General features: G+C 34.0%; 14 protein-coding genes. 7 read left to right on the top strand and 7 right to left on the bottom strand.

Annotated elements, in window-relative coordinates; translation table 11 throughout:
• The first annotated feature begins 104 nt into the window (after nucleotides 1–104).
• Entirely contained in the window at nucleotides 105–1355 is a 1251-nt protein-coding gene (locus tag KF816_09185) for a hypothetical protein (GenBank protein MBX3008186.1), read from the top strand.
• A 5-nt stretch (nucleotides 1356–1360) separates the two neighbouring features.
• Complete coding sequence (locus tag KF816_09180) at nucleotides 1361–2953, top strand: DUF814 domain-containing protein (GenBank protein MBX3008185.1); 1593 nt, start codon at nucleotides 1361–1363, stop codon at nucleotides 2951–2953.
• On the opposite strand, the gene KF816_09175 is transcribed toward KF816_09180, so the two are convergent.
• A complete protein-coding gene (locus tag KF816_09175; protein ID MBX3008184.1) occupies nucleotides 2950–3774 on the bottom strand; it encodes an SDR family NAD(P)-dependent oxidoreductase in 825 nt (274 codons plus the stop codon). The two genes, KF816_09180 and KF816_09175, sit on opposite strands and share 4 nt — an antisense overlap.
• 161 nt (nucleotides 3775–3935) lie before the next feature.
• Here KF816_09175 and KF816_09170 point away from each other — a divergent pair, with 161 nt between their 5' ends.
• From KF816_09170 to ispE, 5 genes are all read left to right on the top strand, one after another.
• Nucleotides 3936–4913 (top strand): glycosyltransferase family 9 protein, encoded by a 978-nt coding sequence (locus KF816_09170; protein MBX3008183.1) that lies wholly within the window; start codon nucleotides 3936–3938, stop codon nucleotides 4911–4913.
• Nucleotides 4914–5010: 97 nt separating this feature from the next.
• Complete coding sequence (locus tag KF816_09165; GenBank protein MBX3008182.1) at nucleotides 5011–5967, top strand: glycosyltransferase family 9 protein; 957 nt, start codon at nucleotides 5011–5013, stop codon at nucleotides 5965–5967.
• Entirely contained in the window at nucleotides 5951–7084 is a 1134-nt protein-coding gene (locus KF816_09160) for a glycosyltransferase family 9 protein (protein ID MBX3008181.1), read from the top strand. The genes KF816_09165 and KF816_09160 overlap by 17 nt, the downstream gene beginning before the upstream one ends.
• Before the next feature lie 11 nt (nucleotides 7085–7095).
• Nucleotides 7096–7956, top strand: coding sequence for a homocysteine S-methyltransferase family protein (locus tag KF816_09155; GenBank protein ID MBX3008180.1), 861 nt, complete (start codon nucleotides 7096–7098; stop codon nucleotides 7954–7956).
• Nucleotides 7937–8779: a 4-(cytidine 5'-diphospho)-2-C-methyl-D-erythritol kinase gene (gene ispE / locus KF816_09150; protein ID MBX3008179.1), complete on the top strand. Its 843-nt coding sequence runs from the start codon at nucleotides 7937–7939 to the stop codon at nucleotides 8777–8779. The genes KF816_09155 and ispE overlap by 20 nt, the downstream gene beginning before the upstream one ends.
• A gap of 3 nt (nucleotides 8780–8782) precedes the next feature.
• Here ispE and KF816_09145 read toward each other — a convergent pair whose 3' ends face one another.
• Genes KF816_09145 through KF816_09120 form a run of 6 tightly spaced genes read right to left on the bottom strand, consistent with a single transcriptional unit; the run spans nucleotide 8783 to nucleotide 15643 of the window.
• Nucleotides 8783–10120, bottom strand: a complete 1338-nt coding sequence (locus KF816_09145; protein MBX3008178.1) for a HAMP domain-containing histidine kinase — start codon at nucleotides 10118–10120, stop codon at nucleotides 8783–8785.
• 55 nt (nucleotides 10121–10175) lie between these two features.
• Nucleotides 10176–12092 (bottom strand): [FeFe] hydrogenase, group A, encoded by a 1917-nt coding sequence (locus KF816_09140; protein MBX3008177.1) that lies wholly within the window; start codon nucleotides 12090–12092, stop codon nucleotides 10176–10178.
• The gene (locus KF816_09135; GenBank protein MBX3008176.1) at nucleotides 12082–13281 is read right to left on the bottom strand and encodes an iron hydrogenase; all 1200 of its coding nucleotides are present in this window, start codon (nucleotides 13279–13281) and stop codon (nucleotides 12082–12084) included. Before KF816_09135 ends, KF816_09140 begins: the two co-directional genes overlap by 11 nt.
• 2 nt (nucleotides 13282–13283) lie before the next feature.
• Entirely contained in the window at nucleotides 13284–13757 is a 474-nt protein-coding gene (nuoE, locus tag KF816_09130) for an NADH-quinone oxidoreductase subunit NuoE (GenBank protein ID MBX3008175.1), read from the bottom strand.
• The gene (locus KF816_09125; GenBank protein MBX3008174.1) at nucleotides 13757–14140 is read right to left on the bottom strand and encodes a response regulator; all 384 of its coding nucleotides are present in this window, start codon (nucleotides 14138–14140) and stop codon (nucleotides 13757–13759) included. The genes nuoE and KF816_09125 overlap by 1 nt, the downstream gene beginning before the upstream one ends.
• Before the next feature lie 30 nt (nucleotides 14141–14170).
• Complete coding sequence (locus KF816_09120; protein MBX3008173.1) at nucleotides 14171–15643, bottom strand: response regulator; 1473 nt, start codon at nucleotides 15641–15643, stop codon at nucleotides 14171–14173.
• Nucleotides 15644–15649: the final 6 nt, after the last annotated feature.

Here is a 15649-nt window from a genome sequence, read left to right as displayed (position 1 = left end):
AGGAATTTTACTTGACAAAATGTTGGGTCAATTCCAATCAAAAAGTTGTATTTCTTGATCACTTACCCTACTTTTAAATCCAAAATAAGTAAAAAAATATGCCTATGAAACCCGCAATTTTAATATTTGAGGATAACTTAACACAAAATTTTTTACCTCTCACCTATCTCCGGCCGGTCTATGAACTGAGAGCTGGAGCTTATACCATTAGGGAAAAAATTGAATCCTCATTTAAAAATCATGAAATAAAACTACACACTCGAGCATATTTAAAAGAGGCTGTGCAATCGAGAAACCCGATCATCAAGGTTAATAATTTTCAATCGGGTGAATTAATCATAATTAATGGAAGATTAGCTATTGATAAGGAATCCGCAAAAGAAATAAAAAAACTTGATCCTGGTTCTCTTCTAATGAACAATGGACAAATAATTGCGGGGTACGTTACGCCATATCAAATAAAGAAATATTTTGATTTGGATGAAACATTTGAGTTAAAAGCTGATCATAAATTAAAAGTCATTGAAACAGATATTGCACTTCTTAATTACCCATGGGAAATTGTAAATCAGAATCCAGAATTGATAAATAATGATCTGACACAATTTTCGAGCAAACTAAAACGAAACAAAAAAAATTTTAAAAACGTTGAGATGCGAAATAAGAATAATATTTTCATCTCATCGAACGTTGAAATTGATCCATTCGTTTTTCTAGATGCTGAAGAAGGACCCATTCTAATTGATTCCGGCGCAAAAATTATGTCTCACTCATCTATACAAGGTCCAGCGTTTATTGGCAAAAACTCGATTGTAAAAATGCATGCCTCAATTTATCATGGCACTTCGGTTGGTGAATGGTCTAAAGTGGGAGGCGAAATAGAGTCTTCAATTATTCATTCATATTCAAATAAACAGCACGAAGGATTCTTGGGACATTCATACCTTGGAAGCTGGGTTAATATTGGAGCCAGCACTAACAACAGCGATTTGAAAAACAATTATTCCAACATTACTGTTCTTTTGAATGGTAAAAACGTTGATACAAATTCAATGTTTATGGGATTAATTATGGGGGACCATTCAAAAACAGCAATTAATACTATGTTTAATACCGGCACAATTGTGGGCGTATCATGTAATATTTTTGGTGGCGGATTTCCAAATAGATATCTTCCCTCTTTTTGCTGGGGGGGTTCCGATTTTTTGCGCACTTATGATATCAGCAAATGCATTGAAGTTGCTGAAATAGTGATGAAGCGACGAAATGTTGTATTAACTGAAACCGAAATCAATCTTTTGAGAACTGTCTTTAATATGACCAAGAACGACCGTTCAAGACGCACGGGCGATTAGCAGAAATGTTTCGAAATTATTTTTATTTGACGAGAGCTGTATTTGAGTTAAATCCCATTTTAAATGGTTCTCAGATTCTTGAATGCTTTACGCAGGAAAAAGAGAAATTAATTTTATCCATTCGATTACCCGATGAGTCATTATCATTTCTAATTATTTCCACTCATCCGCAAAATCAATTTGTGCAATTAAGGCAGAACTATAGCCGGGCAAAAAAGAATACATTTAGCTTTTTTGAAAAATATCTGCCGGCATACCTCGAGGGTATCTCAATTGCATTTGGCGACCGGATAATAAAATTGAAAACCAACCGATTTATATTTTATTTCAACATCCAGGGTAATAAAAGCAACTTTCTACTAATTGATAATAATGGAGAATTTGTTTCATTTAAAAAAACTGAAGAAGACGCAAAGTTTAAATTTTTAGAAGATCTCAAAAAACTATATTTCTTAAATAGCATCGAAGAGAATAATGAGTTACTAATAAATCTTTCACGTAATGAACTGTTGGCTGAGAAATTGTTTGTATCCAAAGAATTAAAAATAAATGGCAAAGGAAATAATGAAATTTTAGAAAATATTGAGAAGATACTGCAGAGTCCTATACATGTATATTATGATGATACCGCAGGAAAAGCCAGAATGACTCCATCTCTCTTCAAAACCCCGGCGGAAATAACAAACTCAAAATATTTTGGTAATTATAATGACGCTCTCACCTATTTCCAGAGTATTAATTATCAGAGACAATCTCGTACTTTAATAAAAGATAATATTGAAAAATATATTGAATCGGAGTTTTCTAAATTATCATCTAAGATCAATAATTTAATGGCAAGGGTGAATAATGGTTCGAAGGAGCATACTTATAAATTATACGCTGAACTATTATTGAACAATTTATCCTCAATAAAAAAAGGGATGAAAGAGATTACGCTTTCTAACTATGATGGTAATGAGGTAAAAATTCCACTCGATCAAAAAATATCACCAAATCAAAATTTTGAGAGATATTATGAAAAATCGCGCGATGAAAAAGTAAACTTTCAAAAATCTAAGGAACTTTTGCATTCCGCACAAAAGAAATATAGTGATCTTGCATCCATAAAAAAGAAGTTTGAAACCGTTGAAACTATAGAACAATTAAATGAAATTAGAAAAGAATTAAAAATGGAAAACAGACAATCTGAGACTGACCCTCAAAAAGAAAAATTTAATTTTCGTCATTTTGTAATTGATGATAAATATCATTTGTATGTTGGGAAAGATGGGAAAAATAATGACCAGTTAACAACCAGATTTGCCAAACAAAATGATTATTGGTTCCATGCGAGATCTGTTTCGGGGTCACACGCTGTACTTAGAGTTGAAAACACGAAGGAGATAATTCCCAAAAAAATACTTGAAAACGCCGCTTCAGTTGCAGCATTTTATAGTAAATCAAAAACATCTAAAATAGCGCCTGTAGCTTATACGCTAAAAAAATATGTGGTTAAAAATAAAAATTTAGCGCCGGGACAGGTAATCTTAACCAAAGAAAAAGTATTACTTGTAAAACCTGAGATACCCTCGAACGTGCAACAAGTTGAGGATTAGTGCTCTCTCCCCTTCCAATTGCTCATACTTTTTGGTACACCCATAATTATTAGAAGCTTCTGGAAAAGATAATCACTTAAAATCCCCCTTAGGATTAGTGCCAATCGTAATGATCTAGGGCGCAGGACTAATGTTTTCTTTTTATTGAGACAATCATGAACGATTGCTTTAGCAATAACATCGTGCGATTTAATTTGAGGGACAATCAAGTTACCAAGAATGTTAAGTTTAGCTCCCTCAAAAAGTCCTTTTTTAAGATAGCTGGGATGAACCGAAGACCAAAAAATATTTTCTTTTTTATTAAGAGATTCATAGCGTAGAGATTCTGTTAATCCCCACACGGCCCATTTAGTTGCGGCATAAACGCTCAAATCAGCAACACCGAGCAGACCGGAAGCTGAAGAGATATTTACAATATGACCATAATTATTTTGTCTCATTATCGGCAAAACATTTACTGTGGTATACAATATTGAGTTCAAATTAATGTCAACAGTTTTTAACCATATATCGGTTGGAACTTCACAAAAACCGCCCCCTTTTACATATCCGGCATTATTGATGAGAAAATCAATTTTGCCCATTTCTTGAAGAGCCAGTTGAGTAAATTCTTTCACTCTATCTTGATCTGTAACATCGCATTTATGGATGAATAATCTTGATTGAATATTTTGTGAACTACTTTTTAGATTATTCATCGCTACTTCATTAATATCCCAAACTGTAACAGTAACTCCGGCGTTCAACAATCTTTGTACCGTTGCAAGACCAATTCCCATTGCTCCACCGGTTACAATCGCGGTTTTCCCATCTAATTTCAAGGATGCCTCACTTTTGAACAGTGAACGATAATTTGTAATTTTATAACAGTCTATTTGATAAGTAAAATAAATAATAATAATTAAATTGGATATATCTCTTTTTGCTAAAAAATAATATAAATAAGATTCTCATCATAAAACCAAGAGGTATTGGGGACGTTGTGCTATCCACAATTGTGATTAAAAATCTTCACTATCATTTCGAGAATTTGCAGCTAGATTATCTCGTAGAGAAGCCATCAGTTCCTTTTTTGAAATCTCTTCCTCAAATAAGCAACGTACTTGTTTTAGAGCGAAATAGTTTTAAAAAGAAATTGATGTTATTATTTGAGATTATTAAAAATAAATATGATTTGATATTAGATTTCTATTCTAATCCCACAACCGCCCTTCTAACTGTTTTAAGTTTATCAAAATATAGAGCCGGTTTTCCTTACAGAGGTAGAAAGTACGCATATAATTTGTATGGACCTTCCGAAAGGGGTAAATATCATGCGGCTGAATTACACTTGAAATTTCTAGAAATGTTATCTATAAGTACTGAATCGAAAGAACTATTATTTGGAATTGATGCTGACTCAAAAAAGTTTGCCACAGATTATTTTGAGAATAATTTTAATACTAATGATTTTGTGATTGGAATTTGCCCAACCGGCGGCTGGGAATCTAAAAAGTGTGACCCTGATATTTTCGCCGAAATAGCAAAAACAGTTTCTCAAAATATTAATACTAAAATTTTTATTGTTTGGGGTAAAGGTGATGAAAAAGATACTGAAGCAATAAAACAATATTTTAACGATTGCATCATAGCTCCGGCAACGACACTGCAACAGATGGCTGCATTAATTGAAAAGTGTGATGTCATTATTGCTAATGATAGCGGTCCAATGCATATTTCCGTTGCGGTTAAAACTCCGGTACTAGCGCTGCATGGCCCCACAAGTCCATTTATGCAAGGACCTTATGGGGCAATTCATGAATGGATTAGAAATGAAAAGCTAGACTGTATTGAATGTAATTTGCTGGTGTGCCCTAAAAAACATGAATGCTTCCGTGAATTATCGGTGGAAGATGTTTACGATAAGTTACTGAAATTAATTTCAAAAAATAATCTTAAGCATCCAATTGAAAAAAATTGAAATAGCACTTAAAAATATTCTGCTTAGGTTGTTACTCTTATTCTCAAGGAATCACAATTCCATAGAGCCTATAATAGTTAATGCTCAGTGTAGAATATTGATAATACGCTTAAATCGAATTGGGGACGCGCTTGTTGTAACGCCATTAATTGTAGAACTCAAGAATAAATTTAATTCAACAATTCATGTTCTCGCTTCAAAATCCAATAATTTTATTTTTGATTATGTTGATGAGGTTGATGAGGTAATTATATTTAATAAAAAGGCTGGAATTTCTAAAACCGCCGAAATTCTTAATTCAAATAATTACGATATTGTTATTGACCTTCACGATGATGTATCGACTACTGTCAGCTTCCTAATTAGCGAATTAAATGTTCCACTTAAATTATCTTTAAGAAAATCCACCTCAAAATTATACACTCATATTGTAGAAAAACTTGATCCAACGAAATTTCATGTAGTTGAACGAGCGCTTAATTTCTTAAAATTATTTGGGCTATCAGTACCGTACGAAAAGGTGAGGATTAAATATCGGATCGACGAATCTTCTCTGCAAAGTGCAAAAGATTTTATTTTAGAAAAAGTAGGTACCAAATTATTTTTAGTCGGAATAAATATATCTGCCGGGAGTGATGCCCGTTTCTGGGGTGTTGATAATTATAAAATACTCTTAGAATTATTGGCAAATTACAATTGCGCAATAATACTGCTTTGCGATAAAAAAGATTTAAAATATGCCACCGAAATTAGCGGCGAAAAGTATCCAATATTTATGAATCCCTCTTTTAATGAGTTTTGTGGGATGATCCCTCAATTAGATTTATTAGTAACTCCGGATACTTCCATAGTTCATATTGCATCTGCATATAATATTCCAACTTTCGGTTTATATGTGCGATACAAAACAAATGATCTCATTTGGTCACCTTACAATACAAATTTTTCCTATGTGGAGACAACAGAAAATTCTCTTAAAAATATTACATTTGATGAAGTTAAAGAAAAATTAACCCCATTCTTTGAAAGGGTATATCATGGATCCAAAAATTAATAATTGTAAAAATTTTAATGGTTATAAACCCTGCTTTTCTGATCATAATTGCTGGGAGAATGGATGCAAACAACATAACCCGATGGGGACAAAAATCTTAATTATAAATTTGGATGCTATGGGGGATGTTTTGATGACAACCGCTCAACTTTTACCCATTAAACAAAAATATCCCTATTCTACAATTTACTGGGTTACACTTAAAAACGCATCCGGGTTGTTGCAGCACAATCCCTACATCGATAAAATCTTTAATTACGATTTCGAAACTTTATCAATATTAAATTCACTTGAGTTTGATATTGTGATGAGTATTGATAAATCATTAAGATCGGGGGCATTAGCTTCTCAAGTTAAAGCAAAACAAAAACTTGGTTTTGGCATTGATGTGAATGGAAAGATAATTCCTTTTAATGAAGGAGCTTACTACAATTATAGACTAGGTATGGATGATCATTTAAAGTTCAAAATTAACCAGAGAACCGGGCAAGATTATTTGGCCGAAACACTTGAACTTCCCTATTTACGAAGCGAGTATGTTTTTGAATTTACGGAGAATGAAAAAGAATTTATCAATAATTACAAAAAAATGAATGGTATACTTGATACCGATGAAATAATAGGTTTTAATACCGGTTGCTCAGAGCTATTTCCGAATAAGAAGATGACAGTTGAACAACACATTGTATTGATAGAGAAATTTCTTTCAATGAATAGATTCAAGATAGTTTTGTTAGGAGGACCAGAAGACACCGAACGAAATAACCAAATCGCTCATGAATTTGGCAAACAAGTCATTAATACTCCCACCAGCGATGGAATAAGAAAAGGGGCATGTTACGAGAGCATTCCTCAATTAATAATTACTGGGGACTCTTTTGGGATGCACTTGGCAATTGCATTAAAAAAATATGTTATAGCCTGGTTTGGACTCAGCTGCTGGACAGAAATAGATCTTTATGATCGAGGGATTAAACTATTTCCCGAAGAGTTATTCTGTTCTCCATGCTGGAAGAAGAAGTGTCCTTACAATTTGGAATGTATTCAGATGATTGATCTAGAAAAAATTGTTAATGAAACTGTCAATTATTTTGATAATATGAAATATCATCGCTGAATAAAGTAGAAATGAATTTAGAAAATGATAAACCTTTAATTTTGGATGGAGCAATGGGTAGTGTGCTCCATAATGGCAATATTGATAATAAAGAATTATGGTCGTCCATAGTTAATATCTCAAACCCTGCAGTTGTTCAAAATCTTCACCTCGAATATATCAAAGCCGGTGCAGATATAATTACAACTAATACTTTTCGAACGAATCCATCAGCAGTTAGAAGAAGTAAGGAGAATCTCGAACTAAAAGATTTTGTGGAGAAATCAGTTGAGTTAGCTTTAAAAGCAAGAAATGACCATAATGTATATATAGCTGGCTCTAATCCACCGGCTGAGGATTGTTACGAAATTGAAAGATTTTTAACAATAGAAGAGTTAATAAATAATCACTCGCAACACATTGACTTGTTAATGCTGAATGGCGTTGATTTCGTTTTAAATGAGACTCAGAGTCATATGGATGAAATTGAGATTATTTGTGAATATTGTACTTTAAATAATTACCCATTTATAATTAGTCTTTTTTTAAATGATGACTTAAAATTACTAAGTGGTGAAGATGTATCATTAGCAATTAAATATATAAATAAATACTCTCCCCTTTGTATAATGTTTAATTGTATTCAATTCAGTCAACTTCACAGACTCTTAGAGACAATTGAACTAAATTTTAAATGGGGTTTCTATTTGAATTGTGGAGGTAAAGATCATAACGAATCGAGTATCACCTGCAAAATAGAGCCAAAAGAATATGGAGTATTTGCAAAGAAATTATTAGGAAAAAATCCTTCCATAATCGGATCATGCTGTGGATCTTCCCCATCACACACAAAATTCTTGAGAGAAATGATAGATGAATTATATAGAAATTAAAGCTCCGGCAAAAATTAATATTGGACTTGATATATTGTCGCGTCGCGATGACGGCTACCATAATTTATCAACTCTATTTTATCCGTTAAATGATCTTTACGATATATTAAAATTCAGCAAGTCTGATAACTTTGAATTTATCTGCTCCGAAAATACTTTGGGTGACCCTAAATCCAATTTAGTAGTGAAAGCGAAAAATATACTCGAATCATATTCTAAAAGAAAATTCAATATTAGAATTGAGCTGATAAAAAATATCCCAAGTCAGGCGGGATTAGGGGGTGGCAGTTCTGACGCTGCTTCAACTTTAATTTGCTTAAATGAGTTTTTTGATCTCAACATTAAATATGAAAAACTGGTGGAGATCGCACTTTCCCTTGGATCAGATGTACCATTCTTTTTGAAAGCAAAACCCGCAATTGGAACATCGCGGGGTGAAATATTAGAACTTATTGAGATGGAAATAAATGAAACAATTTTAATTGTAAATCCAAGAATAAATATCTCTACAAAAGAGGCATTCCAAAACATTACGCCATCAAATGTTTCAACAAGATTTATCGATTTGATTAAAGATGGGAGTCTTGATTTGATGAAAGGTAGAGCATTTCTTAAAAATGATTTTGAAATTTATGCATTCAGTAAGTTCCCGGAGATAGCGAAAATAAAAGAGAACATGTATGAGCATAATGCCGCATTGTCACTAATGTCGGGAAGCGGTTCTACGGTGTTTGGATTTTTTCCCTCTATTGAGGATGCTAACGCAGCCTTATTGAGTATGAGGCCTGAATACTTCAGTTATTTGTGCAATACTGAATTGTAAACATTACTCCACAATTGGAATGGTTATAGTAAACTCAGTCCCTCTGCGTTTAAGATCAAACTTATTTACAGGACTGATTACCGATATTTTCCCGGAATGAGCTTCAATAATTTTTTTTACGATAGATAAACCGGTTCCTGTTCCTTCAATCTTATCCGAGTTGGAGGCTCTAAAATACTCTTCAAATATTTTAGGTAGATCTTTCTCAGGTATACCAATTCCATCATCCAATATTCTTATTTGGGTATTTTTTCCAACCTCTTCAATAGAAATTTTAACATGACCGTTTTGATTACCATATTTAATTGCATTTCCGATCAAGTTAGAGAATAGAAGTTCCAGCAAAAACGGATCCCCTTTCACTTTTCTATTACTTGAATCATAAATCTCGATCTTTATTTCTTTTTTGTTTGCAGTATCACGATTGCTCTCAATTACTTTTATTAGAACATCGTTGATTCGAAGATCATTTAGTTCAATATTCTGCAATAACTTAAATTGAGAAAATTTTAGAATGGAGTTGATATTTGAGATTCCTTCTGAAAGTCTCTTTTTTACACGCACTAATTTTTCTTTAACTGGTTCGGATACTTCTCCTAAATAATTATCAATAACCAAATCCACGTTTGAAATTGAAGCCGCCATGGGGCTTTTTAATTCATGAATTAGAGCAATAGTATAATGATGTTTTGCTTCCTCAGCAGCACGAATTTCGTTCAACGCTCTATTTAGCTGTTCTTCTCTCATGTATAGATCGTACACCAGTTTGGAAGTTAAATATACTACCAAATAAAGAGATGTCGAGAAAAGAAGTATTGGTAAATAAAATACATTGCCGTAATCATCCGTTATTGTAGTACCAAATTTTGGCAAATCTATTAAACCTTGTATTTCCAAAAAGCTGATTAGAATTAAAAATATGGTCAAAGCTGTAACGATGGCAAACATTAACTTGCGGGGCAATATCATTGTACCGATGAGCATGTGAAAATAATAAAATAGAAGTAATGGAGAAGTAATCCCTCCGCTAAAATAAACCAGTATACTTAAAACTGATAAATCAATTAATATCTGTATTAGCGAAAATAAAGAGGGATTATTTTCATCGGTTATTTTTCTGTGAAATTTAAAGAAGAAAGAGTTATAAAGAAATATTAGTGAAGCCGAAAGAAGAAAAACAATAATTTGTTCCTCAGACAAATTTATATTGAAAAGAAATTGGAGAAGTAAAAGCATTGCAACAAGAGATATTGCCGCAAACCAGCGAAGTTTTATGAACCATAGATTGTATGAGTGAATCGACTTCGAATGTCCGGATAAAATATTTAGATTTTTTATCATATATAAAAACACACTAAAAAGCCGCTTTCTATTGAAAGAAAGCGGCTTAAAATAATTAAGCTATATATCTTCCCCGTTTAATATAATGAGTATGGAGAAGTTTATGAGAGAGATGACCGCATGGACCATCAGTTAAAAATTCATTATAAATTCTTAATACATTTGGATTCTCATGCGATTTTCTGAGTTCAAGAGATTCATCTTCTGCATAAATCGCTTCGGCTCGTTTCTTACGAATTTCAGGGGTTGTTGGTATTGGTTGACCGCCGCCGCCCAAACATCCACCTGGGCATGCCATAAATTCTATAAAATGACATTCTGAAAATTTACCACCTGCTTTAATATCATCCATAACTTTTTTAGCATTTGCGGTGCCATGAGCAACAGCAACTTTTAATGTTACCCCTTTTAACCAATCCCAGTTAGGAACTAATTTTTGAAGAATTGGCGGAACAGGACCAACAGCATTTCCAATTGGAATTTCCATATATCTTATTCCCTCAAAACCTCGTAATGGAATTATATTAGCATTTGCAAAAACATCTTCTACTTTGGCACCGAGAACAAACTCAACAACAGATCTTATTGCTGCTTCCATAACCCCACCTGTTGCACCAAAGATTAAACCAGCTCCCGAAGCTTCACCAAAAGGAGAATCGAAATGTTCTTTTGGCATCTCCGGTAAATTTATTCCTGCTTCTTTAATCATTTGAGCAAGTTCTCGTGTTGTTAATCCATAATCTACATCTTTAAAACCGCTGTCATGCATTTCTGGTCTATTGCACTCGAATTTTTTTGCAGAGCAAGGCATCAACGCCACCGAAACAATATCTGCAGGATCAATTCCAGCTTTTTCTGCATACATAGTTTTTATTAATGCACCAAACATTTGTTGAGGCGATTTGGCGGAACTAAGATTATCAATATATTCGGGATAATAATGCTCTAGGAATTTTACCCAGCCAGGAGAACATGATGTGAATTGTGGAAGAGCCACATCTTCTTTTTGTACCAATGCTTTGTAAAGTCTGAGAATTAATTCAGTCCCCTCTTCAAATATTGTTAAGTCAGCCGTAGTATTAGTATCAAATACTCTATCAAAACCAATTCTTTTTAGGGCTGTATTTAACTCTTGCGTCATTGAATGCCCAGCAGGCAAGCCAAATTCTTCTCCAATTGCCGCTCTTGGTGATGGAGCTGTTTGAATTACTACATGTTTTTTAGGATCATCAATTGCTGCCCATATTTCATCCGAAGGATCATTTGCTCTTAAAGCTGAAGTGGGACAACGATTTATGCATTGGCCACAATTAATACATATCACTTCTGAAAGTGGTTTATCCAGGAATGTTGAAATATGTGTCTTATCACCACGGTCAACAGTTTCTAAAACACCCACTTCCTGTAAATCAATACAAGTACGCACACATCGTTTGCACATAATGCACTTATTCATGTCGCGTACAACAGAATATGAGGAATTATCAATTTCATGTTTTGGGTGAGTCTCATGTCCAAAATTATAATGATCTACGCCATATTCTTTTGCCAATGCTTGAAGCTCGCAATTTGAATTTCGAAAGCATGAATAACATTCTCCAACATGTTCGCTAAGCATTAAATCAAGAATATGTCTTCTTGCTTTCCTCACCATCGGTGTTGATGTTTTGATTTTGATAGGAGCGCTTATTGGATATGCGCAAGATGCCTGCAAAGTTCTCATACCTTCAACTTCAACTACACAAATACGGCAAACGCCTGCAACACATAAATCTTCATGATGACACAGAGTTGGAACAGTAATACCCGCTTGATGGCATGCTTCTAGAATTGTAGTACCAAGAGGGACGCTTACTTTTTTTTCATTAATCTCAATAGTAACGCTTCCTCCAATACCGGTTACATCTTCAGGTTTTTTGATTGTCATTGCTTTTTGACTTATTGGGGCCCGGTGTTCCGATTTAAAATCCATTTTTTCCTCCATTACTATTGAAGATTTCCGACTTAAAGTTTTCAAGAATTGAGATAAATGAATTTGGAGAAGACTGCCCCAAACCACACTTTGAAGCAACTTGCATTGTTCTACCTAAGTCTTTTAATTTATTCATATAAGCAAAAGTATATTTACCATTTTCTAACATTTCTACTCCCTCAAGAAGTTTGGAATTTCCAATTCTGCATGGAGTACATTGACCACACGATTCTTCAACAAAAAATTCCATAAAGTTTTTTAAAATTTTAAGGATATCTCTCGATTCGTTGAAAATAATAATGGATCCTCCAGTTGCGGCATCTTCATAAGAAAGTTTTCTATCAAATTGGGATTTTGGAATGCAGAAACCTGAAGCACCACCAACTTGTACTGCTTTAGTATCTTTTGCTCCCACAATTTCCAACAATTCAGAAATTTTTGTTCCCCAGGGCAATTCATATACTCCGGGTTTTGCACAATCTCCCGAGACTGAAAATAATTTTGACCCGGTAGATTTGTCAGTTCCATGTTTTTGAAACCACGCACCTGATTTCACTATAATATGTGATACTGCAGCGAGAGTCTCAACATTATTAACGACTGTGGGGCGACCTAAAAATCCAGTATTAACCGGGTATGGTGGACGATTCCTAGCCTCTCCTCTATTTCCTTCGAGAGATTCAATTAATGCTGTTTCTTCACCGCACACATAGGCGCCGCTTCCCATTCTAATCATAATATCAAAATCAAATCCTTCTTTTCCACAAATATTTTTACCAAGTATGTTATCATTTCTCATACTCTCCAGAAATCCTTCGAGAGATGCTCTCATATAACTATATTCAGCGCGGAGATATACTATTCCCATTTTTGCTCCGATTGTATATCCAGCCACAACCATTCCATCAAATACTAATTCAGGGTACTCTAGTAATAGAACACGGTCTTTAAAAGTGCCAGGTTCCCCTTCATCGGCGTTACAAATAATAAATTTTTCTTCAGCTTGTGCTGCTGCAACTATCATCCACTTTGTAGCTGTTGGAAATCCAGCCCCACCACGACCTTTCAGTTTAGACTCTCTTAATTCTAGTAGAATATCTTCTCGAGATTGAGTTAAGGCTTTTTTAACGGCTTCACCTCTAGAATATTCAGAGAAAAGGACTGTACCATTTCTTTTTATTTTTTCCATAGCTACCTCAACTCATTAATTATTTGAACAGCGGTTTCAGGAGTTACCTTTGGGTGGACTCTTTCATTTATTAATAATGCCGGACCTTGATCGCACATTCCCAGACAATTAACAAACTCTAGAGTTATTCTTTTATCCTTTGTGGTTTCGCCAAATTTAATTCCAAGTTCCCTTTCAATAGCTTTAACAATTCCATCTTTACCGGCCATATCGCAAGTAATAGTTTTGCATAGCCGCACTATATTTCTGCCTTGAGGTTGTCGGTAAATAAAAGAATAGAATGATATAAAACTATATACTTCAACCGGATGAATATCAAGCACCCGGGCAATTTCTTGCTGAGCAAATTCTGGTATGTAATGATATTTTTTTTGGATTTCCTGAAGAACCGGCATTAAGGAAGATCGATCTTTGCCATATTTTTCAACAAGTTTTTCAATTTCATCGGTCATTGCATGTTTTTCGAGTACGAGCATTATATTTTCTCCTCAGCTTGTTTCAGAAGTTTTTCAACTTTTTGGACAAGTTCATCCGGCGAAACTGGTTTCTCAACAAAATCATCAACTGGAACCAAATCACTTTTACCAAATTCGAGACCAACTGCTTTTGAAACTGAAGTGTACATTAGGATTGGAATGTTGATCTTTTCTTTTCGCAGTTTCTGCGCTAAGAAAAATCCATCATCAGGTTCATCCATCATTACATCGAGGATAACAAGATTGGGTTTTGAATCGGTGATGATTTTAAATCCATCATCGGGATTGTTAGCGGTTATAACCTGGTGCCCTTTTGCTTTTAGAATAAGCGAACTGGCCTCAAGGATATCCGGATCGTCATCGATGATCACGATTAGCGCCATAACTGGCCTCCTTGTTCTTTAGTTTATATATTAAAGTGGAAGATTGATAATAAAACTTGTACCTGATCCATATTCGGATTCAACTTCAATCTTACCGTGATAGCTATCGACTATTCTTTTAACAATAGTTAAACCAAGACCTGTACCGCTGATACCTCGAGTTTTTTCATTTTTAGCTCTAAAGAATTCATTAAATAATCGGGCTTTTTCTTCAGGCTTCATGCCAATTCCTGAATCTTTGATAATTATATTCAAATAACTATCCTGGACCTTTGCGCTTATATATATCTTTCCATTCTCTTTGTTATACTTAATAGCATTGCTCAAGAGATTAGTAATTAACCTTGTTATTTCATTATGATCTGCGTTTATTCTGGGGATATTAGGTTCAATATCTTTCACAACTGTTAATTTTCTTTTTTCGGTTTCCAATTCTAATAATTGAACTGTATTAGTTATTATTTCCTCAATATTAAGTGATTCAATTTCTCGACTCTTCGTTTTCAATTCCATTCTTGAAATATCCAACAAATCATTTACCAAATCTTTTAATGAGTTTAAACGAAGCACTGACCTTTTCAAGTAATCTTTTTGTTGATCGGCAGACACATTAAGAGAATCATCTAGTATTACATTTATAAATCCTTGAACGGCTGCCAATGGAGTTTTTAATTCATGAGCCACCATCGACACAAATTGTGATTTGATCAATTCAATTTTTTTGAACTGGGTAATGTTACTAATTACTATTACCACTCCTTTAATACTTCCATCGGGATGTGGAACCGGTGTAACCGCGGCTTCAACTATTAACTCGTTATTGGGCTTCAATTCAATTTCAGTGGAATATGTTTTGAGTAACACAGTTTCCGACTCATAAATTTTTACGATTATATCATTCAATTTCTGAGGAAGTTTATCAAACGCTGAGTATCCGATTTTCAATTCAGAAATATTAAGATATTTTAACGCGGCATAATTGTAGTAAACCACTTCTCCCAATTTATTTATTACCAGAACACCGTCACTAATAGACTTAATTATTGCATTGAGCTGTGATTTTTCATAAGTAAGTTCAAGTAACTTCTCTTCTCTCTCAATCTTTAATTTTTCTGCTTCAACCAAAAGAGCTCTCTGTTTAATACCCTGCTCAACTTGATAAATCAATTCTTCAGGTGAAAATGGTTTTGGGATATATCCAAATGCACCCATTCGTGTGGATTGAATAGCTGTATCGTAACTGGCATATGCAGTTGCAATAAAACACATTGTATTAGGGTTAACCTCAATAATTCTCTGTAAAACTTCCAATCCATCATAATCGGGCATTTTTAAATCAATGACGGCGACATCGTAGTCTTTACTGGTTCCTTTTTTGATTCCTTCTTCACCATTTTCTGCAGTATCAACAGAATAGCCTTCATCCATTAATAACCGCTGAACTCCAAATCTTAGTCCTTTTTCATCATCAACAATAAGTATATTTACTTTGGTTTTATCGATAATCAT

It is taken from the genome of Melioribacteraceae bacterium (assembly GCA_019638015.1).
Taxonomy (GTDB): Bacteria; Bacteroidota; Ignavibacteria; order Ignavibacteriales; family Melioribacteraceae; genus JAHBUP01.
The sequence above is the reverse complement of the archived record's forward strand: the minus strand, read 5'-3'. Positions and strand labels throughout refer to the sequence as shown.